Annotated in this window: 22 protein-coding genes and 1 tRNA gene; 21 read left to right on the plus strand and 2 right to left on the minus strand. The window is 69.8% G+C overall.

Translation table 11 applies throughout. The features are described 5' to 3' along the window. The first annotated feature begins 17 nt into the window (after positions 1-17). The 19 genes from fmt to ACIGJI_RS01285 all read left to right on the plus strand — a co-directional run bounded on the left by fmt (position 18) and on the right by ACIGJI_RS01285 (position 21,024). Positions 18-938 (plus strand): methionyl-tRNA formyltransferase, encoded by a 921-nt coding sequence (gene fmt, locus ACIGJI_RS01195; protein WP_363443924.1) that lies wholly within the window; start codon positions 18-20, stop codon positions 936-938. 92 nt (positions 939-1,030) lie between these two features. Further along, the gene (locus ACIGJI_RS01200) at positions 1,031-2,398 is read left to right on the plus strand and encodes a transcription antitermination factor NusB (RefSeq protein ID WP_363444577.1); all 1,368 of its coding nucleotides are present in this window, start codon (positions 1,031-1,033) and stop codon (positions 2,396-2,398) included. A 4-nt stretch (positions 2,399-2,402) separates the two neighbouring features. Beyond that, entirely contained in the window at positions 2,403-3,083 is a 681-nt protein-coding gene (gene rpe, locus ACIGJI_RS01205; RefSeq protein ID WP_259954830.1) for a ribulose-phosphate 3-epimerase, read from the plus strand. Continuing rightward, positions 3,080-3,343, plus strand: coding sequence for a phosphoribosyl-ATP diphosphatase (locus ACIGJI_RS01210; protein ID WP_025103484.1), 264 nt, complete (start codon positions 3,080-3,082; stop codon positions 3,341-3,343). Before rpe ends, ACIGJI_RS01210 begins: the two co-directional genes overlap by 4 nt. 38 nt (positions 3,344-3,381) lie before the next feature. Continuing rightward, complete coding sequence (gene hisG, locus ACIGJI_RS01215) at positions 3,382-4,221, plus strand: ATP phosphoribosyltransferase (RefSeq protein WP_363443927.1); 840 nt, start codon at positions 3,382-3,384, stop codon at positions 4,219-4,221. After that, complete coding sequence (gene hisF / locus ACIGJI_RS01220) at positions 4,221-4,982, plus strand: imidazole glycerol phosphate synthase subunit HisF (protein WP_259954835.1); 762 nt, start codon at positions 4,221-4,223, stop codon at positions 4,980-4,982. The genes hisG and hisF overlap by 1 nt, the downstream gene beginning before the upstream one ends. After that, positions 4,979-5,362, plus strand: a complete 384-nt coding sequence (gene hisI, locus ACIGJI_RS01225) for a phosphoribosyl-AMP cyclohydrolase (RefSeq protein ID WP_187661492.1) — start codon at positions 4,979-4,981, stop codon at positions 5,360-5,362. The genes hisF and hisI overlap by 4 nt, the downstream gene beginning before the upstream one ends. Then, the gene (locus ACIGJI_RS01230) at positions 5,359-5,949 is read left to right on the plus strand and encodes a Trp biosynthesis-associated membrane protein (RefSeq protein ID WP_187661491.1); all 591 of its coding nucleotides are present in this window, start codon (positions 5,359-5,361) and stop codon (positions 5,947-5,949) included. The genes hisI and ACIGJI_RS01230 overlap by 4 nt, the downstream gene beginning before the upstream one ends. Positions 5,950-5,996: 47 nt before the next feature. Next, complete coding sequence (locus ACIGJI_RS01235; RefSeq protein WP_071328620.1) at positions 5,997-6,227, plus strand: HGxxPAAW family protein; 231 nt, start codon at positions 5,997-5,999, stop codon at positions 6,225-6,227. Beyond that, positions 6,227-7,003 carry an indole-3-glycerol phosphate synthase TrpC gene (gene trpC, locus ACIGJI_RS01240; RefSeq protein WP_187661490.1) on the plus strand — a complete coding sequence of 259 codons (777 nt, stop codon included), beginning with the start codon at positions 6,227-6,229 and terminating at the stop codon, positions 7,001-7,003. The genes ACIGJI_RS01235 and trpC overlap by 1 nt, the downstream gene beginning before the upstream one ends. Continuing rightward, the gene (gene trpB, locus ACIGJI_RS01245) at positions 7,000-8,268 is read left to right on the plus strand and encodes a tryptophan synthase subunit beta (RefSeq protein ID WP_363443931.1); all 1,269 of its coding nucleotides are present in this window, start codon (positions 7,000-7,002) and stop codon (positions 8,266-8,268) included. Before trpC ends, trpB begins: the two co-directional genes overlap by 4 nt. Next, a complete protein-coding gene (trpA, locus tag ACIGJI_RS01250; protein ID WP_083370860.1) occupies positions 8,265-9,068 on the plus strand; it encodes a tryptophan synthase subunit alpha in 804 nt (267 codons plus the stop codon). Before trpB ends, trpA begins: the two co-directional genes overlap by 4 nt. Before the next feature lie 10 nt (positions 9,069-9,078). Continuing rightward, positions 9,079-10,104 carry a prolipoprotein diacylglyceryl transferase gene (gene lgt, locus ACIGJI_RS01255; RefSeq protein ID WP_363443935.1) on the plus strand — a complete coding sequence of 342 codons (1,026 nt, stop codon included), beginning with the start codon at positions 9,079-9,081 and terminating at the stop codon, positions 10,102-10,104. Positions 10,105-10,246: 142 nt separating this feature from the next. Then, entirely contained in the window at positions 10,247-14,770 is a 4,524-nt protein-coding gene (gltB, locus tag ACIGJI_RS01260) for a glutamate synthase large subunit (protein WP_187664155.1), read from the plus strand. Further along, the gene (locus ACIGJI_RS01265; protein WP_259954848.1) at positions 14,763-16,229 is read left to right on the plus strand and encodes a glutamate synthase subunit beta; all 1,467 of its coding nucleotides are present in this window, start codon (positions 14,763-14,765) and stop codon (positions 16,227-16,229) included. The genes gltB and ACIGJI_RS01265 overlap by 8 nt, the downstream gene beginning before the upstream one ends. Positions 16,230-16,285: 56 nt before the next feature. After that, a complete protein-coding gene (pyk, locus tag ACIGJI_RS01270; RefSeq protein WP_136052871.1) occupies positions 16,286-17,734 on the plus strand; it encodes a pyruvate kinase in 1,449 nt (482 codons plus the stop codon). 109 nt (positions 17,735-17,843) lie between these two features. Beyond that, positions 17,844-18,650, plus strand: coding sequence for an alpha/beta hydrolase (locus ACIGJI_RS01275; RefSeq protein ID WP_363443939.1), 807 nt, complete (start codon positions 17,844-17,846; stop codon positions 18,648-18,650). Further along, entirely contained in the window at positions 18,590-19,300 is a 711-nt protein-coding gene (locus ACIGJI_RS01280; protein WP_232089021.1) for a triacylglycerol lipase, read from the plus strand. The genes ACIGJI_RS01275 and ACIGJI_RS01280 overlap by 61 nt, the downstream gene beginning before the upstream one ends. 167 nt (positions 19,301-19,467) lie before the next feature. After that, the gene (locus tag ACIGJI_RS01285; protein WP_259954851.1) at positions 19,468-21,024 is read left to right on the plus strand and encodes a KAP family NTPase; all 1,557 of its coding nucleotides are present in this window, start codon (positions 19,468-19,470) and stop codon (positions 21,022-21,024) included. A 44-nt stretch (positions 21,025-21,068) separates the two neighbouring features. On the opposite strand, the gene ACIGJI_RS01290 is transcribed toward ACIGJI_RS01285, so the two are convergent. Further along, positions 21,069-21,154, minus strand: a tRNA-Leu gene (locus tag ACIGJI_RS01290). 100 nt (positions 21,155-21,254) lie between these two features. Here ACIGJI_RS01290 and ACIGJI_RS01295 point away from each other — a divergent pair. After that, positions 21,255-21,872 carry an ANTAR domain-containing response regulator gene (locus tag ACIGJI_RS01295; RefSeq protein WP_025103469.1) on the plus strand — a complete coding sequence of 206 codons (618 nt, stop codon included), beginning with the start codon at positions 21,255-21,257 and terminating at the stop codon, positions 21,870-21,872. Positions 21,873-21,881: 9 nt separating this feature from the next. Further along, positions 21,882-22,445 (plus strand): GNAT family N-acetyltransferase, encoded by a 564-nt coding sequence (locus ACIGJI_RS01300; RefSeq protein WP_187661486.1) that lies wholly within the window; start codon positions 21,882-21,884, stop codon positions 22,443-22,445. Here the strand turns inward: ACIGJI_RS01300 and ACIGJI_RS01305 are convergent. Continuing rightward, the gene (locus ACIGJI_RS01305; RefSeq protein ID WP_060921657.1) at positions 22,420-22,848 is read right to left on the minus strand and encodes a hotdog fold thioesterase; all 429 of its coding nucleotides are present in this window, start codon (positions 22,846-22,848) and stop codon (positions 22,420-22,422) included. The two genes, ACIGJI_RS01300 and ACIGJI_RS01305, sit on opposite strands and share 26 nt — an antisense overlap. Position 22,849: the final 1 nt, after the last annotated feature.

Genomic DNA, 22,849 nt, shown 5'->3' on the forward strand with positions numbered 1-22,849 from the left:
CCTTCCGGAGAACCTTCATGCGCCTCGTCTTCGCCGGCACTCCCGCCGCCGCGGTCCCCACTCTGCGTCGCCTCGCCGCCGAGCACGACATCGCCGCCGTCGTGACGCGCCCCGACGCTCCCCTCGGGCGCAAGCGTGTGCTCACTCCCTCGCCCGTCGCCCAGGCCGCGGCCGAACTCGGCCTGCCCGTCATCCACGCCGCGCGCCTCGACGAGGCGGTGACGGAGGAGATCGCTGCCCTGCGCCCCGAGCTCGGCGTGATCGTCGCGTACGGCGGGCTCGTCCGCGAGCCTCTGCTGTCCACGCCGGAGGCCGGGTGGATCAACCTGCACTTCTCGCTCCTGCCGGCCTGGCGCGGCGCCGCGCCGGTGCAGCGCGCCCTGATCGCCGGAGATCCGGTCCTCGGCGCGAGCGTCTTCCAGCTCGTCCCGGAGCTCGATGCCGGCGACGTGTTCGCGACGCGCGCCGTCGAACTGCCGGGCACATCGACGGCGGGGGAGGCACTGGAGGCCCTGGCCCTCGACGGCGCGGCTCTCACCGCGGACGTGGTCGCGGCGATCGCGGACGGGACTGCCCACGCGGTGCCGCAGGAGGGCGAGCCGACGTTCGCCGCCAAGCTGACGCTCGAGGACGGTCTCCTCGACTTCCGCGAGCCGTTCGACGTCGTGTACGCCCGGTTCCGCGGGGTCACTCCGGAGCCGGGGGCGCACACGACGATCGACGGCCAGCGGCTCAAGATCCTCGAGGCACGACCCGCGGGTGCCGAGGGGGAGGATCTGCCACCGGGTGCCGTGGCGGGCACGCGAGCGGAGGTCCTGATCGGGACGGCCACCTCACCGCTCGCCGTCACCCGGCTGCAACCCGCGGGTAAGGGACCCATGAACGCCGCCGACTGGTGGCGCGGCCTGCAGGGCACGACCCCGGTGGCCGGCTCGTGAACGACCGGCGACGCCCCGGCAACGGCCCGCAGCGCGAGGACCGGACGCGGAACGGCCGCGGCCCCGACCGGACGGTACAGCCTGCGCGCCGCGTGGCCTACGACGTGATCAGGGCGGTGTCGGACTCCGACGCCTACGCGAACCTGCTGCTGCCGACCGCGATCGCCGAGGCCAGGCTGGACCCGCAGGACGCGGCCTTGGCGACGGAACTGACCTACGGCACACTCCGTCGCCGCGGCACGTACGACGCGATCATCGCCGCGGCCGCGGATCGCCCGGCCGACGCGATCGACCCCGCGGTGCTCGACGCGCTCCGGCTCGCCGTGCACCAGCTCCTCGCGACGCGGGTGGCCCCGCACGCGGCCGTGAACGAGTCGGTGAACCTCGTCGCGCTCGACGCCGGTCGCGGGGCGTCCAGCTTCGCGAACGCGGTGCTCCGGCGGATCGCCCGGGAGTCGCCCCAGGAGTGGCTCGCGCGCATCGAGGCGGCGGCACGGTCGGACGACGAACGGCTGGCGCTCCGTGCTGCGCACCCGGTGTGGATCATCCGGGCGCTGCGTCGCGCCCTCGCCGCCGAGGGGCGTGTCGAGGAACTGGACGCCCTGCTGGAGGCCGACAACGTCTCGCCCGAGGTCACGCTCGTCGCCCTCCCCGGGCTCGCGGAGCCGCAGGAGCCTCGTCGGCCCTACGCCGCCACGGCATTCGCGTCTCCGGGGGGCGATCCGCGTCTCGCGCTGACCGCCTCCGAGGGCGCGGTCCGCGTGCAGGACGAAGGGTCGCAGCTCGTCGCGCTCGCGCTGACCGCGGCGACCCCGGTCCGTCAGGGGGAGCGGTGGCTCGACCTGTGCGCGGGCCCCGGCGGAAAGACCGCTCTGCTCGCCGCCGTCGCCCGGGAGAACGACGCGGTACTGGAGGCCAACGAGGTCGTGCCCACCAGGGCCCGACTCGTGCGCAACGCCCTGCGAGCCGTCCCGGGCGACGTCACCGTCCACGAGCGCGACGGCCGGGAGCTGGCCGCCGAGCGGCCCGGCGCGTTCGACCGGATCCTGGTCGACGCCCCCTGCACCGGCCTCGGCGCCCTCCGTCGGCGCCCGGAGTCCCGGTGGCGCAAGTCCCCGGCGGACGTCGCCGAGCTCGTGCCGCTGCAGGTCGGTCTGCTGACGGCGGCCGTGGAGGCTCTGGCTCCCGGAGGCATCGTCGCGTACGTCACCTGCTCGCCCCACCTCGCGGAGACGACGGCGGTGGTCGAGGAGGTGCGGCGCCTGCGTCCTGAGCTCGTCGAACTCGACGCCCGCGCCGTGCTGCGCGGCGTGGCCCAGTCGCCGATCGACCTCGCCGACGACGGCCGCTCGCAGACCGGCAGCGCACAGCTCTGGCCGCATCGCCACGGCACCGACGCGATGTTCCTCGCACTCCTGCAGCGCCTCGGCGATGCGACAGAAGCCCCGAAGGAAGGTTGAGACCATGGATCTGCCCCGCGCCCCGCGCATCAACCCCAGCATCCTCGCCGCGGACTTCGTCAACATGCAGGCGGAACTCGCGCGCATCGCGACGGCCGACTTCGCGCACGTCGATGTCATGGACAACCACTTCGTCCCGAACCTCACCTTCGGTCCGCAGATGGTCCAGCGCATCCAGGAGACCAGCCCGGTCCCGCTGGACGTGCATCTCATGATCACGGATCCGGATCGCTGGGCCCCCGGCTACGCCGAACTCGGTGCCGCGAGCGTGACCTTCCACCTGGAGGCGGCGGGGGAGCCGGTGGCGCTCGCGCGTCGGCTGCGTGACATCGGCGCCCGTGCGGGGGTGGCGGTCAAGCCCGCTACGCCCGTCGAGGGACTCTTCGAGCTGCTGGACGAGTTCGACCAGATCCTCGTGATGACCGTGGAGCCCGGCTTCGGAGGCCAGGGATTCATGCCGGAGACCATTCCGAAGCTGCAGGCGCTGTCCGCGGAGGCCCGGCGGCGCGGTTCGTCCGTCTGGCTCCAGGTCGACGGCGGGATCTCCGACGCGACGATCGCCCAGGCTGCCGAAGCGGGGGCGGACACCTTCGTCGCCGGCTCCGCGGTCTACGGTGCGGACGACGTGGAGGCGGCTGTCACCCGGCTCAGGGACCTCGCGCGAGCCGGTAGCCTGGAGGGGTGAAGACTTTCGACGAGCTGTTCGCCGAGCTCAGCGTCAAGGCCGAGACCCGCCCCGAGGGATCGGGCACCGTCGCGGAGCTCGACGGCGGCGTGCATGCGATCGGCAAGAAGATCGTCGAAGAGGCCGCCGAGGTCTGGATGGCGGCGGAGTACGAGTCGGACGCCGCCGCAGCCGAGGAGATCTCGCAGCTCCTCTACCACCTGCAGGTGATGATGCTCGCGAAGGGCCTCACGCTGCAGGACGTCTATCGACATCTGTGATGCGCTCCGGTCCCACTCCTTCGAACTGAAAGCCGTTCATGCTGCGCATCGCCGTTCCCAACAAGGGCTCGCTCTCCGAGACCGCCGCCGAGATGCTCGCGGAGGCGGGCTACGCCGGCCGCCGCGACCCCAAGACCCTGCATGTCATCGACGCCGAGAATGACGTCGAGTTCTTCTTCCTCCGCCCCCGTGACATCGCCACGTACGTGGCCTCCGGTGCCCTCGATGTCGGCATCACCGGTCGCGACCTCCTCCTGGATGTGCAGCAGCCGGCGCGCGAGATCGAGCAGCTCGGATTCGGGGCGTCCACGTTCCGCTTCGCCGGTCCTCCCGGACGCTTCACCTCGGTCCAGGACCTCGACGGCGTCCGCGTCGCCTCCGCCTACCCGGGTCTGGTGGGCTCCTTCCTCCGCGACCAGGGTGTGAACGCCGAGCTCGTGCAGCTCGACGGCGCGGTCGAGTCCGCGGTGCGCCTCGGCGTCGCCGATGCGGTCGCCGACGTCGTGTCCACCGGCACCACCCTGCGGCAGGCGGGGCTGGAGATCTTCGGCCCCGTGATCCTGGAGTCCGAGGCCGTGCTGATCAGCCGTCCCGGCGAGTCCGACGGCGTGGACACGCTGCTACGCCGGCTCCGCGGCGTTATGGTCGCGCGCCGTTACGTGCTCCTCGACTACGACCTCCCCACCGAGCTGGTCGATCAGGCCGTGGCCATCGCACCCGGTCGGGAGTCCGCGACCATCTCGCCGCTCCGCGACCCGTCCTGGGTGGCCGTCCGCGTGATGATCCCGCGGCGCCGCGTCAATCAGGTGATGGACGATCTCTACGCCCTCGGTGCCCGGGCCATCCTCGTCACGGCGATCCACGCGGCGAGGCTCTGATGACCCTCGCGAGTCGCGTCATCCCGTGCCTGGACGTCGCCGACGGCCGCGTCGTCAAGGGCGTCAACTTCGAGAACCTCCGCGACATGGGTGATCCGGTGGAGCTCGCCCGTCACTACGCGGCCCAGGGCGCCGACGAGATCACGTTCCTCGACGTCACCGCGACGGTGGATGCGCGGGCGACGACCTACGACGTCGTGCAGCGCACCGCAGAGCAGGTCTTCGTTCCGCTGACGGTGGGCGGCGGCGTGCGCAGCGTCGACGACGTCGCGCGGCTCCTCTCGGTCGGTGCGGACAAGGTCGGCGTGAACTCCGCGGCGATCGCCCGTCCCGAGCTCATCGGCGAGATCGCGGATCGCTTCGGCGCCCAGGTGCTCGTGCTCTCGCTCGACGTCAAGCGCGCCGACACGACGCGATCCGGCTTCGTCGTCACCACGCACGGCGGCCGTACGCAGACCACGCTGGATGCGCTCGACTGGGCGCGCGAGGCGTCCGAGCGCGGCGCGGGGGAGCTGCTCGTGAACTCGATCGACGCAGACGGGACCCGCGACGGCTTCGATCTCGAGCTCGTCCGCCTCATGCGCGAGGTGGCGCCGATCCCGGTGATCGCCTCCGGCGGTGCGGGGCGGGCGACCGACTTCGCGCCGGCCATCAAGGCGGGGGCGGACGCGGTGCTCGCGGCCAGCGTGTTCCACACCGGAGCCCTGACCGTCGGTGACGTGAAGGATGCGCTGCGCGCGGAAGGAGTGCTCGTCCGATGACCGACACGCCGAAGCAGGACGAGGTCTCCATCGACGACCGCATCGCCCAGGTCGCGTTCAACGCGGACGGGCTCGCCCCGATCATCGTGCAGCAGTGGGATTCGCTCGAGGTGCTCATGCTCGCCTGGGTGGACGCCGAGGCCCTGCGCCGCACGCTCACCTCGGGCCGCGCGACCTACTGGTCCCGCTCCCGCCAGGAGTACTGGCGCAAGGGTGACACCTCCGGGCATATCCAGGTCGTGCGGGAGGCCCGCCTCGACTGCGACGGTGACGCGCTCCTGCTCCTCGTCGACCAGACCGGCCCCGCGTGCCACACCGGAACGCGGACGTGCTTCGACACCACCGACCTGGACGCCGTCGACGGGGCGGCGGCCTCGTGAGCATCGCGCAGCGCGGCCGCTCCCTCTCCGTGACGGGCTTCCTGCTGGCCGGCGCCATCGGGATCATCTCCTCCACGCAGACCTGGTTCACCGTGCAGCGGGCGGACGCGGGGGAGGACATCCTCGTCCCCGGCGCCTCCGCTCTCGTGCTGCTCGCGCCGCTGAGCCTCGCCGTGCTCGCGCTGGGTGCGGCTCTCGCGATCGCCGGCCGGGCCGTGCGTCTCGTCTTCGGGGTGCTGGCCGCCGCGGCCGCCGTGTTCCTGGGCTGGTCCACGCTGCAGGTCCTCCTCGGCGACGCGTACGGCGCGGTGGCCGCGACCGTCACCGAGACGACGGGACTCGCCGGAAGCGGAGCGGTCCACGAGGTCGCGGCGAGCATCATCCCGTCCGTCTGGCCGTACCTCGCCCTCGGCGGCTGGGTGATCCTGCTCGCCGCCGCCGTCCTCGTGCTGACCACCTGGCGGCGCTGGAAGGTCGGCGGCCGTCGCTACCGCACCGACGCGCCGACCGATGCGCCGCACGACGGCCCCGTCGACGCGGTCGATTCCTGGGACGAGCTGTCCCGGGGGTCCGACCCGACGCGCTGACCCCGATAGACTGAACCCAGATCCCCACGTCGTCCCCGGAGGAGAACATGACCAACCCGATCGCTGACCCCGGCCACGGACACTCGCCTGCGGCCTGGACCGCCGTCGTGATCATGCTCGTCGGCTTCGCCGCCGCGACCGTCGCGTTCTGCTTCGAGCAGCCGACCCTGGTGTGGATCTCCGCCGCGCTGATCCCGATCGGGGCGATCGTCGGCTGGGTGCTCGCGAAGGCGGGCTACGGCGTGAAGGGTCCCAAGTACGCTCCGAAGGCGCACTAGTGGTCCTCGCCGACCTGACGGCCGGCGCTGTCGCAGACGCCGAGCGTCGTTCTGAGTCCCGCCCGCTCGCGGTCGTCGAGCGTGACGCTCTTTCGCGCCCCGCGGCGAAGGACGCACTGTCGTTCCTCGCTCCCGCCGATCGGGTGAAGATCATCGCCGAGGTGAAGCGGGCGAGCCCGTCCCGCGGCCCCCTCGCCGAGATCCCGGATCCCGCGCACCAGGCCGCGCTCTACGAGACCGGCGGTGCCTCCGCGATCAGCGTCCTCACCGAGGAACGTCGTTTCGGAGGCAGCCTCGCCGATCTGGAGGCGGTCACCGCCCGGGTCTCGCTGCCCGTGCTGCGCAAGGACTTCATCGCCACCCGTTACCAGGTGCTGGAGGCCCGCGCCGCCGGCGCCGACCTCGTCCTGCTCATCGTCGCCGGCCTGGAGCCGGACATCCTGCGCGACCTGTACGGGTTCATCCTCGAGCTCGGCATGACTCCGCTCGTCGAGACCCACTCGGCGGAGGAGCTGGAGGCCGCGATCGACCTCGGCGCCGACCTGATCGGCGTGAACGCCCGCAACCTGAAGACCCTCGAACTCGATCGCGATCTGTTCGGTCGGCTCGTGGACCGCATCCCGGATTCGGCGATCAAGATCGCGGAGTCTGCGGTGCTCACGCCCGCCGACGTCGCGCACTACCGTTCGGCCGGCGCAGACGTCGTGCTGATCGGCGAGGCCCTGGTGACCGGAGACCCGGTGGCCACTCTCGAGAGCTTCCTGGAGGCGAAGTGAGTCTGCGCGACCAGCACGGTCCGTTCTTCGGCGATTTCGGCGGGCGGTACATGCCGGAATCCCTGGTCGCCGCGATCGACGAGCTGACGGTCGCCTACGAGGAGGCCATCGCCGACCCGGAGTTCCGAGCCGAGCTGGCCCATCTGCTGTCCTCCTACGCCGGGCGCCCCTCCGCGCTCACCGAGGCGCCGCGGTTCGCCGAGCACGCGGGCGGCGCGCGGGTCTTCCTCAAGCGCGAGGACCTCAACCACACGGGTTCGCACAAGATCAACAACGTGCTGGGCCAGGCCCTGCTCACCAAGCGCCTCGGCAAGACACGGGTCATCGCCGAGACCGGGGCCGGGCAGCACGGCGTCGCGACGGCGACGGCCGCCGCCCTGTTCGGGCTCGACTGCACCATCTACATGGGCGAGGTCGACACCGAGCGTCAGGCGCTCAACGTCGCCCGGATGCGCCTGCTGGGCGCCGAGGTCGTCGCGGTGACCTCGGGGTCGCGCACGTTGAAGGACGCGATCAACGACGCCTACCGCGACTGGGTCGCCTCGGTCGAGACGACCAACTACATCTTCGGGACGGCCGCGGGACCGCACCCGTTCCCGGCGATGGTGCGCGACTTCCAGAAGATCATCGGCGAAGAGGCCCGTGCCCAGATCCTCGACGAGGTCGGCCGGCTCCCTGATGCCGTCGTCGCCTGCGTCGGCGGCGGGTCCAACGCGATCGGCATGTTCGACGCGTTCCTGGACGACGAGGGCGTGCGGCTGTACGGCGTGGAGGCTGCCGGCGACGGTGTCGACACCGACAAGCACGCGGCGTCGATCGAGCGCGGCCGCCCCGGCGTGCTGCACGGCGCGAAGACGTACGTGCTGCAGGACGAGGACGGCCAGACCGTCGAATCGCACTCCATCTCCGCCGGTCTCGACTACCCGGGCGTGGGTCCAGAGCACTCCTGGCTCGCCGACATCGGTCGGGCCGAGTACATCCCGGCGACGGACGACGAGGCGATGCAGGCTCTGCGGCTGCTGAGCCGGACCGAGGGGATCATCCCCGCGATCGAGTCGGCTCATGCCCTCGCCGGTGCGCTGCGGATCGGCCGCGAGCTCGGCCCCGACGGCCTGATCGCGATCTGCCTCTCGGGCCGTGGCGACAAGGACATGGACACCGCTGCCCGGTACTTCGAGCTCTACGACGAGGAAGCCCTCGCGCACGACGTGTCCGAGGAGAGCGCCGCCGAGGACGCGGCCTCGAAGGGAGAGCCGCAGCTGTGAGCCGCGTCGAACAGGCCATCCAGCGCGCGCACGACGCCGGCCGCAGCGCCTTCGTCGGCTACCTGCCCGTCGGTTTCCCCGACCTGGAGACGAGCATCCAGGCGGCGATCGCCCTCGCCGAGAACGGTGTGGACATCATCGAGCTCGGGCCTCCCTACAGCGATCCCGTCATGGACGGCGCGATCATCCAGGAGGCGACGACCAAGGCCCTCGCCGCGGGCTTCCGGATGAAGGACCTCTTCACCGCCATCCGCGCGATCACCGCCGCGACCGACGTCCCGGTCCTCGTGATGACCTACTGGAACCCGGTGCTGCAGTACGGGGTGGACCGCTATGCCGAGGACCTGCTCGCCGCGGGCGGCGCCGGCCTCATCACGCCGGACATCACCCCGGAAGCGGCCGGCGAGTGGATCGCGGCCAGCGAGCGCCTCGGTCTCGACCGGGTCTTCCTCGCGGCTCCGACCTCGTCGGACGAGCGGCTCGATCTCGTCGTGCGGTCCTCGACGGGCTTCGTCTACACGGTCTCCACCATGGGCATCACGGGGGAGCGGGCCGAGCTCGACCGCGCAGCCCGTACCCTCGTGTCGCGACTGCGCGACCACGGCGCCCGCCGCGCCTGCGTGGGCATCGGCATCTCGACCCCGGAGCAGATCGCCGGCGTCTCCGAGTACGCCGACGGCGCCATCGTCGGCACCGCCCTCGTCCGCGCCCTCCGCGACGGCGGTGTCCCCGCCCTCGCCGAAGTCACCCGAACCCTGGCCGCCGGCACCGCGTCGGCGCGCTTCGTCTCAGAGAAGTAGGATCGCACTCATGTCCTCCGCGCTCCACAGCACCGCCGCCGGCGTGCTCGCCAGCATCCCGAGCCCGCCCGTGTCGTACTTCGATCTCGGCCCGCTCCGGATCCACTTCTACGCGCTCTGCATCATCGCCGGCATCATCGTCGCCGTGCTGATGACGAACCACCGCCTCACCAAGCGCGGGGCGGAGCCGTGGGTGGTCATCGACATCGCGATCCTGGCGGTGCCGCTCGCGATCATCGGCGCGCGCATCTTCCACGTGCTCACCCACCCGAATTTCTACTTCGGCGAAGGCAAGAACACCTGGAACCCCTTCGAGCCCGGTTCCGTCTGGGCGATCTGGGAGGGCGGCATCGCCATCTTCGGTGCGCTCATCGGCGGCGCCGTCGGGGCGTACCTCGGCTGCCGGTGGACCGGCATCCGCTTCTGGACGTTCGCGGACGCGCTGGCTCCCGGCCTGCTGCTCGCCCAGGCGATGGGCCGGTTCGGCAACTGGTTCAACCACGAGCTCTTCGGCCTGCCCACCTCGCTGCCGTGGGGCCTGGAGATCGAGTCGACGAACTCGGCCTTCCCTCCCGGGCTTCCCGAGGGCACCCTGTTCCACCCGACGTTCCTCTACGAGGTCATCTGGAACGGGCTCGGCGTCCTCGTGCTCCTGTGGCTCGGTCGCAAGCTGTTCTTCCAGTGGGGTCGCCTCTTCGCGATCTACCTGATCTGGTACAGCGCCGGACGCATCCTGTGGGAGTCGATCCGGATCGACCCGAGCGAGATCATCCTCGGCCTGCGCAGCAACGTCTGGGCCGCCATCATCGGCGTCGTCGTCGGACTCGTCATCCTGGTCGTGCAGACCCGCCGTCACCCCGGTCTCGAGCCCTCGCCGTACCAGCCGGGCCGCGGACGGAAGGACGTGGACGCTGATGTAGAATCGCAGGACAATCCCTCTGATTTCGTGGACGTGAGCGAGCCTCCGGCCGAAGAAGTCGCCGCCGGAGCCACTGCCACAAGCGCTGCTCCCTCGAGCGGGGACGGCTCCCGATAACGCCGACTCGCGGCGGGAGAACCATTGCACTGAACGAGCGGGCCGACGACGTCCCCCGGTTTCACTGAAGATCTGAGGACGGTAACTGGTGTACTTCCAGCCCCCTTACGGCGCCTCCGGCGCATACCCCCCGAAGCAGGGCATGTACAACCCGGCGTTCGAGAAGGACGCCTGCGGCCTGGCCATGGTCGCAACGCTGCGCGGCGAAGCCGGGCACGACATCATCGCGCTGGCCCTCGAGGCCCTGCGCAACCTGGAGCACCGCGGGGCCATCGGGTCCGACGCGGGCACCGGGGACGGAGCCGGCATCCTCACCCAGATGCCGGACGACTTCCTCCGCGCGGTCACCGGCTTCGAGCTGCCGCCCGTGGGGGAGTACGCGGCCGGGCTGGCCTTCCTGCCTCGCGATTCGAGCGAGCGCCGCCAGCAGAAGGCCGGGATCGAGAAGATCGCCCGCGCGGAGGGCCTCCGCGTCCTCGGCTGGCGCGAGGTCCCCACCGCCAACGAGAACCTCGGCAAGCTCGCCGACGAGGCCCGCCCCGCCTTCGAGCAGCTCTTCGTGAGCGCCGGCGGCGCCACCCTGGCCGATGCGCCGCTGACCGGCATCGCGCTCGACCGCGTCGCCTATCGCCTGCGCAAGCGCGCGGGCCACGAGCTCGGCGCCTACTTCGTCTCCCTGTCCAGCCGCACGCTCGGCTACAAGGGCATGGTCACCACGCTGCAGCTCGAGCCGTTCTACCCGGATCTGCAGGACGAGCGCTTCGCCTCCGAGCTCGCCGTCGTGCACTCACGGTATTCCACCAACACCTTCCCGTCCTGGCCGCTCGCGCAGCCGCTGCGGATGCTCGCCCACAACGGCGAGATCAACACGGTCGGCGGCAACCGCAACTGGATGCGCGCCCGCCAGTCGCAGCTCGAGTCCGAGCTCCTCGGCGACATCTCGCCCCTGCTGCCTATCTGCACCGACGGCGCCAGCGACTCGGCGTCGTTCGACGAGGTGCTGGAGCTGCTGACCCTCACCGGCCGCAGCCTTCCGCACGCGATCATGATGATGGTGCCGGAGGCCTACGAGAAGCAGGCCGACATCTCGCCGGAGCTGCGCGCGTTCTACGAGTACCACTCCAACCAGATGGAGCCGTGGGACGGCCCGGCCGCCCTCATCTTCACCGACGGCACCCTGGTCGGCGCGACGCTGGACCGCAACGGCCTGCGCCCCGGCCGCTGGACGGAGACCACCGACGGCCTCGTGGTCATCGGCTCCGAGACCGGCGTCCTGCACTTCGAGCCGGAGCGCATCAAGCGCCGCGGCCGGCTCCAGCCCGGCAAGATGTTCCTCGTCGACACCGCCCAGCGTCGGATCGTCGAAGACGAGGAGATCAAGCACGACCTCGCGACGATGCACCCCTGGCAGGAGTGGCTCGACGCGGGTTCCGTCCGTCTGGCCGACCTTCCGGAACGCGAGCACATCGTGCACCCGCCGGCCTCCATCACGCGCCGGCAGCGCACCTTCGGATACACGGAGGAGGAGGTCCGCATCCTCCTCACCCCGATGGGCCAGACGGGGGTCGAGCCGCTGGGTGCCATGGGGTCGGACACGCCGATCGCCGTCCTCAGCAAGCGCCCGCGCTTGCTCTTCGACTACTTCACGCAGCAGTTCGCGCAGGTGACCAACCCGCCGCTGGACTCGATCCGCGAAGAGGTCGTCACGAGCCTCAAGCTCGGCCTCGGTCCCGAGGTCAACCTCCTGACCTGGGGGCCCGAGCACACCCGCACGGTGTCGCTCGACTTCCCGGTCATCGACAACGACGAGCTCGCGAAGATCCGTCACATCGACAAGGCCCTGCCCGGGCGCTCGAGTGCCACCATCCGCGGCCTCTACCACTTCGACGCCGGACCCCACACCCTCGCGGAGCGTCTCACCGAGATGTGCGCCGAGGTGGATCAGGCCATCGAGGACGGCGCGGAGTTCATCATCCTGTCCGACCGGGACTCGAACAAGGACCTCGTCCCGATCCCCTCGCTGCTCATGGTGTCGGCGATCCATCACCACCTCATCCGGCGCGAGAACCGGATGAAGGTCGGTCTGATCGTCGAGGCCGGCGATGTGCGCGAGGTGCACCACGTCGCGACCCTCATCGGCTACGGTGCCTCCGCGATCAACCCGTACCTCGCCATGGAGACGGTCGAGCACCTCGTGCGCACCGGCTACATCACGGGCATCTCCCCGGAGAAGGCGGTCAAGAACCTCATCTACGCGCTCGGCAAGGGCGTGCTGAAGATCATGTCGAAGATGGGCATCTCCACTGTATCGTCCTACGCGGGCGCGCAGGTGTTCGAGGCCGTGGGCCTCAGCCCGGAGTTCATCGACGCCTACTTCACGCGCACCGAGTCGAAGCTGGGCGGTATCGGGATCGAGGAGATCTTCGCCGAGAACCAGGCCCGCCACGACTACGCCTACCCGGAGGACGCCGCGGCCCGCGCCCACGAGCGACTGTGGACCGGAGGCGAGTACCAGTGGCGTCGCGACGGCTCTCCACACCTCTTCAACCCGGAGACGGTGTTCAAGCTGCAGCACTCCACGCGGACCCGCCGCTACGACATCTTCCGCGAGTACACCAAGCTCGTCGACGACCAGGCGGCCGAGCTGAAGACCCTGCGCGGCCTCTTCTCGCTGCGGACCGGGACGCGCAAGCCCGTGCCGCTGGACGAGGTCGAGCCCGTCTCCGCCATCGTCAAGCGCTTCTCCACCGGCGCGATGAGCTACGGCTCCATCTCCAAGGAGGCGCACGAGACCCTCGCCGTCGCGATGAACCGCATCGGCGGCAAGTCGAACACGGGCGAGGGCGGGGAGGACCCTGACCGGCTCGTCGATCCCGAACGGCGCAGCGCCATCAAGCAGGTGGCATCCGGTCGGTTCGGTGTCACGAGCCTCTACCTCACCGAGGCCGACGACATCCAGATCAAGCTCGCCCAGGGCGCCAAGCCCGGTGAGGGCGGTCAGCTCCCGCCGACCAAGGTGTACCCGTGGGTCGCGCGCACCCGACACGCCACGGCGGGCGTCGGGCTCATCTCGCCGCCTCCGCATCACGACATCTACTCGATCGAAGACCTCAAGCAGCTCATCTTCGACCTGAAGCGGGCGAACCCCGAGGCGCGCATCCACACGAAGCTCGTCAGCCAGTCCGGCATCGGCGCGGTCTCGGCCGGTGTCGCCAAGGCGCTCAGCGACGTCATCCTCGTGTCGGGTCACGACGGCGGCACGGGCGCGAGCCCGCTGAACTCGCTGAAGCACGCCGGAACACCGTGGGAGCTCGGCCTCGCCGAGACGCAGCAGACGCTCATGCTCAACGGCATGCGCGACCGCGTGGTCGTGCAGGTCGACGGTCAGCTCAAGACCGGTCGAGATGTCATCATCGGCGCCCTGCTCGGTGCCGAGGAGTTCGGCTTCGCCACTGCGCCCCTCGTCGTCAGCGGCTGCATCATGATGCGCGTCTGCCACCTCGACACCTGCCCGGTGGGCGTCGCGACGCAGAACCCCGTCCTGCGCGACCGCTTCACGGGCAAGCCCGAGTTCGTCGTCAACTTCATGGAGTTCATCGCCGAGGAGGTGCGCGAGCTGCTCGCGGAGCTCGGCTACCGCTCGATCGACGAGATCGTGGGCCGCACCGAGCTGCTGGAGACCAACGCGGCGATCGCGCACTGGAAGGCCGAAGGGCTCGACCTCAGCCCCGTGCTGGAGGGCCCGGCGTTCCCGGCCGGCGAACCGCGTCGCAGCGGGCGCGCCCAGGACCACGAGCTCGACAAGCACTTCGACGTGCAGCTCATCGACATCGCGAAGGCGGCGCTGCTGAACGGCGACCCCGTCGTGGTGGAGCTTCCGATCGCCAACACGGAGCGCGCGGTCGGCACGATGCTCGGGCATCAGGTGACCTCGCGTCACGGCGCCACCGGCCTGCCGAAGGAGACGATCGACGTCACCCTCACCGGCACCGCGGGGCAGTCGCTCGGCGCGTTCCTGCCGCCGGGGATCATCCTCCGGCTGGAGGGCGACGCGAACGATTACGTGGGCAAGGGCCTCTCCGGTGGGGACATCACGATCCGGCCGCCGCGCGGCTCCGCGATCGCCCCGCACGAGAACGTCATCGCGGGCAACGTGATCGGCTACGGCGCCACATCGGGGACCATGTTCATCTCGGGCGTGGTGGGCGAGCGCTTCCTCGTCCGCAACTCCGGCGCGACCGCTGTGGTCGAGGGCGTCGGCGACCACGCTCTCGAGTACATGACCGGTGGCCTCGCGGTCATCCTCGGGTCGACCGGCCGGAACTTCGGCGCCGGGATGTCCGGGGGAGTGGCCTACGTGCACGCCCTGGACACCGGCAAGGTCAACGCGCAGTCGCTCGGCAGCGGCGAGCTCCGGCTCGAGCCGCTGGACCGCGCCGACCTCGAAGTGCTCCGCGGCCTGCTCGTGGAGCACGTGGAGCGCACGGCGTCTCCGCGTGCCGCCGCTCTGCTGGAGGACTTCGACGCGAGCGCGGCGGAGTTCGTGAAGGTGCTCCCGCGGGACTACGCCGCCGTGCGCAGCATGCGCGAGGAGGCACTGGCCGAGGGGATCGACCCCGACGGCGACATCGTCTGGAACCGCATCCTGGAGGTGACCGGTGGCTGACCCCAAAGGCTTTCTGAAGGTGACCGAGCGGGAACTTCCCGCTCGCCGTCCGGTGCCCGTGCGCATCATGGACTGGAAAGAGGTGTACGAGCCCGGCGACAAAGCCGTGCTCCGTCGCCAGGCCGGCCGGTGCATGGACTGCGGCGTGCCGTTCTGCCACTCCGGCTGCCCGCTGGGCAACCTCATCCCGGAATGGAACGACCTCACCTGGCGCGGGGAGGGGCGTGCGGCGATCGAGCGTCTGCACGCGACGAACAACTTCCCGGAGTTCACCGGACGCCTGTGCCCGGCCCCGTGCGAGAGCTCGTGCGTCCTCGGCATCAACCAGCCGGCCGTGACGATCAAGCAGATCGAGGTCTCCATCATCGACGAGGCCTTCGCCAAGGGCTGGGTCGAGCCGGAGCCGCCGGAGCGCCTGACGGGCAAGACCGTGGCCGTCGTGGGCTCGGGTCCCGCCGGTCTCGCGGCCGCCCAGCAGCTGACCCGGGCGGGTCACACCGTCGCCGTCTTCGAGCGCGACGACCGCATCGGCGGCCTGCTGCGGTACGGCATCCCGGACTTCAAGATGGAGAAGAGCCAGCTCGAGGCCCGCCTCCGCCAGATGCAGGAGGAGGGCACGCGCTTCCGCGCCGGCGTCGAGATCGGCAAGGACATCTCGTGGGCCGACCTGCGCGCCCGGTACGACGCGGTCGTGATCGCCACCGGCGCCACCGTCCCGCGCGACCTGCCGATCCCCGGTCGCGACCTCGACGGTGTGCACTTCGCGATGGAGTACCTCGTCGAGTCGAACCACGCGGTGGCCGGCGACTCCGTCCCCGGCCAGATCACCGCCGAGGGCAAGCACGTCATCGTCATCGGCGGCGGCGACACCGGGGCCGACTGCATCGGCACCGCGCACCGCCAGGGCGCCCTGAGCGTGACCAACCTCGCCATCGGCAAGCAGCCGAGCGAGACGCGGCCGGATCACCAGCCCTGGCCGATGATGCCGACGATCTTCGAGGTGGCCTCGGCTCACGAGGAGGGTGGGGAGCGGATGTTCCTCGCGTCGACCGTGGAGTTCCTGTCGAACGACGTCGGCGAGGTCCGCGCGCTGCGCGTGGCCGAGACCGAGTACATCGACGGCCGCCGCGTGCCCAAGAGCGGCACGGAGCGCGAGATCCCCGCGGACCTGGTGCTCATCGCGATGGGCTTCACCGGGCCGGAGCAGGACGGCTACACCGAGGACACCCGGCCGGAGGTCACCGAGCGCGGCGCCTTCCGTCGTGCCGCGAGCTACGAGTCGTCGATCCCCGGTGTGTTCGTGGCGGGTGACGCGGGTCGCGGTCAGTCGCTCATCGTCTGGGCGATCGCGGAGGGCCGAGCGGCGGCGGCGAACGTCGACCGCTTCCTCATGGGCACCACCGTGCTGCCGGAGCCGGTGCGCCCCAGCGATGTCGCGATCGGCCTCCAGCCCGCGTAGGCTGAGGCCGGCAGTGTCGCCTGTACGTAATCCCCCACTTCTACCCTGGAGACATGTTGAGACGCGCGAAAATCGTCGCCACCCTGGGCCCCGCCACTTCCACGTATGAGACGGTGCGCGCACTGATCGATGCGGGTGTGGACGTCGCCCGACTGAACCTCAGCCACGGTGACTACTCCGTGCACGAGAACAACTACGCGAACGTGCGTCGCGCGGCGGAGGACTCCGGTCGCGCCGTCGCCATCCTCGTCGACCTCCAGGGCCCGAAGATCCGTCTGGGCCGCTTCGAGGACGGACCGTACGAGCTCGCCAAGGGCGACATCTTCAAGATCACCACCGAGGACATCATCGGCAACAAGGAGATCTGCGGCACGACGTTCAAGGGCCTTCCCCAGGACGTCAAGCCCGGCGACTTCCTGTTGATCGACGACGGCAAGGTCCGGGTCGAGGTCGTCGAGACCGACGGCGTCACCGTCACCACGCGCGTCGTCGTCGCGGGCGCCGTCTCGAACAACAAGGGCATCAACCTGCCCGGTGTCGCCGTGAACGTCCCCGCGCTGAGCGAGAAGGACGAGGACGACCTCCGCTGGGGCCTCCGGACGGGTGCCGACCTCATCGCGCTCTCGTTCGTCCGCAACGCCTCCGACGTGACCCGCGTGCACGAGATCATGGCCGAGGAGGGCGTCCGCGTCCCCGTGATCGCCAAAATCGAGAAGCCGCAGGCCGTGGATGCGCTCGAGGAGATCGTCGACGCGTTCGACGGCATCATGGTCGCCCGCGGCGACCTCGGCGTGGAGCTGCCCCTCGAGGCCGTCCCGATCGTGCAGAAGCGCGCCGTCGAGCTGGCCCGTCGCAACGCGAAGCCCGTGATCGTGGCGACGCAGATGCTCGAGTCGATGATCAACAGCCCGGTGCCGACCCGTGCCGAGACCTCCGATGTCGCCAACGCCGTCCTCGACGGTGCCGACGCGGTCATGCTCTCCGGCGAGACCAGCGTGGGCGACTACCCGGTCGTCGTCGTCGAGACGATGGCCCGGATCATCGAGTCGACGGAGGAGCACGGTCTGGAGCGCATCCTGCCGCTCACCACGAAGCCCCGCACGCAGGGCGGTGCCATCACCCTCGCCGCCCTCGAGGTCGCGGAGTTCGTGGACGCCAAGTTCCTCTGCGTCTTCACGCAGTCGGGCGACTCGGCGCGCCGCCTGTCCCGCCTGCGCTCCCGCATCCCCATGCTGGCCTTCACGCCGGAGCCCGGCATCCGTCGTCGTATGGCGCTGACCTGGGGCCTGCGCTCCACGCTCGTCGACATGGTGCAGCACACCGACCTCATGTACCACCAGGTGGACGAGTACCTCCTCGAGAACGGCCTCGCCGTCGAGGGGGACAAGGTCGTCGTCATCTCCGGTTCCCCTCCCGGGATCATCGGTTCCACGAACGACCTGCGCGTGCACAAGGTCGGCGACGCGCTCCGTGGCGCGGCACCGATCTACAAGGCAGGCGTCTGACGCAGACGTTCCGAGAGGGGCGGGGCTTCGGCCTCGCCCCTCTCTGTCATCTCCGGGCCGGGGCGTCAAGCCTCTCGGCCGTGACCGCCGCCTCGGCTAGCGTGCTGCCATGGTCCTCCGTCGCCTCCTCGTCACCTCCGGGCTGACGTTCCGCATCCTGGAGAGTCCGCGGCCGGCCGGCAGCACGGCCCCGACCGTGGTCCTCGTGCACGGGATCGGGATGTCGCACCGGTATCTGTCGCGGCTGCACGCCGTGCTCGCCGACACGACCCGGGTGGTCTCCGTCGACCTTCCGGGCTTCGGCGGCCTGCCCAAACCGCGGTTCGACGTCTCCATCCCGCAGATGGCCGCGGGTCTCGCCCAGGTGGTGGCGAGCCTCGACGACGACCGCGTCGTGCTCGTCGGACACTCGATGGGCGTGCAGTGGGCCGTGGAGACGGCGCTCCGGCATCCCGAGTACGTCCGCACGGTCGTCACGATCGGCCCCGTCGCGGACGACGCCCACCGGACGCTCGGTGCACAGGCGCGCGCGCTGGCCATCGACACGTTCGGCGAGACCCCCGCGATCAATACCGTCGTCTTCACCGACTACCTGCGCTGCGGCGTGCGGTGGTATCTCCGTCAGGTCCGGCACATGCTCGCGTATCCCCTGGAGGAGAAGATCGCCGCGCTCTCCATGCCGGTGCTTGTCGTGCGGGGGAGTGAGGATCCCATCGCAGGACGCGCGTGGTGCCGGCGCCTGCGCGACGCGGCGGCCGTCTCGCGACTGGTGGAGATCCCCGGTCACCACCATGTCGCGCAGCAGTCCGCGCCCCGGGCGGTGGCTTCCGCGATCCTGGCCCACACGACGGGAGCATGGCCGACGGCGGTGCCGGCCGCAGCCAGCCGGCGGGGGAGGGCCCCATCGACGTCCTGAGGATGCTGGGCTGGTGGGCTGCGGACTACGCGTACGCCGGGTTCTGGCAGGTCCGCTCGTTCTTCGGCCGCGACCAGGCGGACGACTTCGCCACCGGAGACCGCGCCCCGATCGTCGTCCTCGCCGGCGTCTACGAGACCTGGCGCTTCCTGGAGCCGCTCATCGTCGCGCTGCACGAGCGGGGCCATCCGGTGCACGTCGTGGACGCGCTGCGCCGCAACCAGTTCCCGGTGCAGGATGAGGCCGACCAGGTGGCCGACTACCTGCGAGCGCACGACCTCTCCGGCGTCTTCCTCGTCGCCCACAGCAAGGGCGGTCTCGCCGGGAAGCTGGTGATGACCGGCCCCGAGGGCGGACGGATCCGCGGGATGCTCGCCATCGCGACGCCCTTCGGGGGCTCACGATATGCGCGGTTGCTGCCCGGTCGGGTGCTGCGCGCGTTCTCGCCGGACGACCCCTCTATCGTCGCCCTGGGGCGGGAGCTCGACGTCAACGCCCGCATCGTCTCGATCTACGCCGCGTTCGATCCGCATATCCCCGAGGGGAGCGAGCTCGCCGGGGCCAAGAACGTGGTGCTGGAGACGGGAGGGCACTTCCGGATCCTCGCCCACCCCCGCGTGATGGCCGAACTCGCCGCCCTCGCCGAGTGACGGGGCGAGCGGTCCGCGATGCTGGTGCCGAGCGTTCGGCTGCCCAGCCGGGTTCCACAGTCTCTCCGTGATTAAGTGGGCAGCCCTGCTTCCGCACGGCTGCCCGCTTGGTACATTCAGAACAGGGCCGCGCTTGCCGTCCTGCGACGAAGGGAAGCGAGGTGGCGATGGGCGATCGTCTGGCTGTGGTGGGTGACTTACCGACTACGCAACCAAAGCTCGGGTTCGAGTCTTATGCGGCGGCGCTTGTCGATGCTGTCGAGGGTGGAAAGCCCGCGCAGTACACCCTCGGTTTGTATGGCCCCTGGGGATCGGGCAAGTCTTCACTTTTAGGTGCACTTGCCTCGGGGCTGCGGGCGAACGGCAAGAGCGTCGTGATCGAGTTTGACGCGTGGAGGTATCAACCAGGGGGAGAGCTCGTTGCCTCGTTGTTGACCTTGATTGCGAGGGCGATCGAGCAGAACGCGAAGCTACGGCATTTCGGGAGCAAGTTGTTGGATGTGGCCCAGGCCATGGTGTCCGCCAGCTCGCTGACTTTCGGTGGCCCTACCGGAGCCACATTGGAGATCGACGGTGAGAAGGCGATGCGCGCGCTGGACGCCGAGAAGGCGCCGCCAAACTTCGTCGATGCAATCCGCGAAATGCGCCGCGCCGCCGACGACATCTCTGGCGAACGACTAGTGATCCTTATCGACGATCTTGATCGTTGCTCTCCGACGAATCTCGTCGCCGTGCTTGAGACGATCAACAACGTCATGGATCTCAGCGGTTTTGTTTTCGTAGTTGCCCTCGACTACGACGTGCTCGTGCAAGCGATCACTGCCGAGTACCCCCACGTTTCCGGGCACGAGTTCATCGAAAAGATGGTGCAGATCCCGTTTCGCGTCCCGCCCCTCAACACCAGTTCGGCGCATGTTCTCCGCGACCTTCTTCCCAACTTCCAGACACTGGTAAGCCTTCAAGACGAGCGGTTTCAGTCAGTGTTGTTGGAGGTAGTCCGTCGTGCACTACGAGGCAATCCCCGTCAGGCCAAGCGCCTGGTCAACTCGTATCTGGTTCTCGATCGGATCCTTAGCAGACAGAAGTCAGCTGCAAGTCGCGCGTTGCTCCTAATAATCCTCGGCCTCCAGTTCGGGTGGCCCGATGATTATCGCCGTGTGCAACGCGCTGTGAGCATGGGCGCGTTGGATACCGCAGGGGAGCTTGAGCGCTACTTCGACGACTCCGAGGATGAGCATGGTCCCGCTGCATTCCTGACAGCCGTCTTGTCGCGCGACCTTGCAAGCGCCTCGCTTCCCGAGCTGATTCACATGGCCGCAACCACCGCTCCGACTTCAGCGGCGGACGAACGGGAAGTTCTCGTTGAGGCCGTGAGAGGGATGGTGTCTGCGTACGGATGGCAGGAGGTCGATGCCGATGTGTGGCGCCCCGCCGCCGAAGTCGAGCAGGGTCACACAGTCCGCTTGGCTCTTCATGGGAGGCGTCTCGCAATCGAGATGCGTGAGTACGCGCAGACGAATAAGACACACGCGAGAGGGACGAAGCGGGATGTCAAGCATGTTTTCCACACAGTGACCCACGTGACGCTGGCGGATTTCCGGACTTTGGAGCCTACGATCGAGCGTCTCTCCTCATCAGCAGGACTAGGTGCCTGGCGAAAAGAGAAGATGGAAGCACGCCAGTCGCGCTTAACCGACGTCTCCCGACCTAGGTCGAAACACTAGCCGACCTCGATCGCATGCTGGGGGCCACGAGCGGTCCGCGATGCTGGTGCCGGCGGTGGGACTCGAACCCACACGCCCTCTCGGACAAAGCATTTTGAGTGCTCCGCGTCTGCCATTCCGCCACGCCGGCCCGTGTCTCGCGACTTCGACTGTAGCGCAGACGACGGACGCTTCCTCGCGTGCCCGCTGTCTTCAGCCGGTGGTGTGGACCTCTCCGTTAGGATGGACGGGTGACCGAGCAAGAACAGGCTGAGCAGCCCACGGCATCCGCACCCCGACGCGTCGTCGTCGCCGAAGACGAATCGCTGATCCGTCTCGACATCGTCGAGATCCTCCGCGACAACGGCTTCGATGTCGTCGGCGAGGCCGGCGACGGCGAGACGGCGGTGGCCCTCGCCACCGAGCTGCGTCCCGACCTCGTCATCATGGACGTGAAGATGCCCCAGCTCGACGGCATCAGCGCGGCCGAGAAGCTGCACAAGGGCAACATCGCCCCCGTCGTGCTGCTGACCGCGTTCAGCCAGAAGGAGCTCGTGGAGCGGGCGAGCGAGGCCGGAGCCCTGGCCTACGTCGTGAAGCCCTTCACGCCGAACGACCTCCTTCCCGCGATCGAGATCGCTCTGGCCCGCCACGAGCAGATCATCACCCTCGAGGCCGAGGTCGCCGACATGGTCGAGCGCTTCGAGACCCGCAAGCTCGTCGACCGGGCCAAGGGACTCCTCAACGAGAAGATGGGCCTGAGCGAGCCCGAGGCGTTCCGCTGGATCCAGAAGGCGTCGATGGATCGCCGGCTGACGATGCAGGACGTCGCCAAGGCGATCATCGAGCAGCTCGCTCCCAAGAAGTAAGGCACTCCGGTGCTCCGGCTGGACGCAGAGCACGTTCTGCGGCCGGTCCGTGCCGGGGACGGAGCCGCACTCGCGCGTGCGTACCGGGCGAACAGGGAGCATCTCGCCCCCTGGGAGCCGGTGCGCTCCGAGGCGTTCTTCACCGAGGAGTGGCAGGAGCAGAACGCCCAGCAGTGCGTCGCCGAGGCTGCTCTCGGCCGGAGCTCCCGGTTCGTGATCCTCTCGGACGACGGCGAGATCCGCGGCCGGATGAACCTGAACACCATCGTGCGCGGCGCGTTCTGGAGCGCTGATCTCGGCTACTGGATCGATTCCACCCGGCTGCGCCGCGGCCTCGCAGGTCGCGCGGTGGCCCTCATCGCGGAGCACGCGCGGGACGAGCTGCGGCTGCACCGGCTCCAGGCCTCGACGCTGCTGCACAACGTGGCCTCCCAGCGGGTGCTCGCCGCCAACGGCTTCGAGCGCATCGGCATCGCCCCGAAGTACCTGCGGATCGCGGGGGAGTGGCAGGACCACATCCTGTTCCAGCTGCTGCTGGAGGAGCCGCTCAGCGCCCGGCGGGAGCGTCCTTGATCATGTTGGTGATGCGGATCGTGGAGCAGCGCCGGCCCTGATCGTCGGTCACGACGATCTCGTGCACCGTGATGCTCCGGCCCAGGTGCACGGGCGTGCAGACCCCGGTGACGACGCCCGAGGTGGCCGACCGGGTGTGCGTGGCGTTGATGTCGACCCCGACCGCCAGGCGGCCCGCTCCCGCGTGCAGATTGGCCGCCATCGAGCCGAGCGATTCGCCGAGGACCACGTAGGCGCCGCCGTGCATGAGGCCGACGGGCTGGGTGTTGCCCTCCACCGGCATCGTCGCCACGCACCGGTCGACGCCGAACTCGACGAACTCCATGCCCATCTTCTCGGCCAGGGCTCCCATGCCGCGGGCGGCCGCCCACTCGAGTCCTTCGCTGGTGGCGACCTCGCTCATG

Source organism: Microbacterium sp. NPDC064978 (genome assembly GCF_044543605.1).
GTDB lineage: Bacteria > Actinomycetota > Actinomycetes > Actinomycetales > Microbacteriaceae > Microbacterium > Microbacterium meiriae.

What these genes read in the sequence shown, in the direction of transcription:
- hisG (WP_363443927.1), top strand. Translation starts at nt 3,382, where the DNA reads ATGCTGCGCATCGCCGTTCCCAACAAGGGCTCGCTCTCCGAGACCGCC.
- fmt (WP_363443924.1), top strand. Translation starts at nt 18, where the DNA reads ATGCGCCTCGTCTTCGCCGGCACTCCCGCCGCCGCGGTCCCCACTCTG.
- ACIGJI_RS01275 (WP_363443939.1), top strand. Translation starts at nt 17,844, where the DNA reads ATGGTCCTCCGTCGCCTCCTCGTCACCTCCGGGCTGACGTTCCGCATC.
- hisI (WP_187661492.1), top strand. Translation starts at nt 4,979, where the DNA reads ATGACCGACACGCCGAAGCAGGACGAGGTCTCCATCGACGACCGCATC.
- ACIGJI_RS01280 (WP_232089021.1), top strand. Translation starts at nt 18,590, where the DNA reads ATGGCCGACGGCGGTGCCGGCCGCAGCCAGCCGGCGGGGGAGGGCCCC.
- rpe (WP_259954830.1), top strand. Translation starts at nt 2,403, where the DNA reads ATGGATCTGCCCCGCGCCCCGCGCATCAACCCCAGCATCCTCGCCGCG.
- hisF (WP_259954835.1), top strand. Translation starts at nt 4,221, where the DNA reads ATGACCCTCGCGAGTCGCGTCATCCCGTGCCTGGACGTCGCCGACGGC.
- ACIGJI_RS01285 (WP_259954851.1), top strand. Translation starts at nt 19,468, where the DNA reads ATGGGCGATCGTCTGGCTGTGGTGGGTGACTTACCGACTACGCAACCA.
- lgt (WP_363443935.1), top strand. Translation starts at nt 9,079, where the DNA reads ATGTCCTCCGCGCTCCACAGCACCGCCGCCGGCGTGCTCGCCAGCATC.
- ACIGJI_RS01235 (WP_071328620.1), top strand. Translation starts at nt 5,997, where the DNA reads ATGACCAACCCGATCGCTGACCCCGGCCACGGACACTCGCCTGCGGCC.
- gltB (WP_187664155.1), top strand. Translation starts at nt 10,247, where the DNA reads ATGTACAACCCGGCGTTCGAGAAGGACGCCTGCGGCCTGGCCATGGTC.
- ACIGJI_RS01305 (WP_060921657.1), bottom strand. Translation starts at nt 22,848, where the DNA reads ATGAGCGAGGTCGCCACCAGCGAAGGACTCGAGTGGGCGGCCGCCCGC.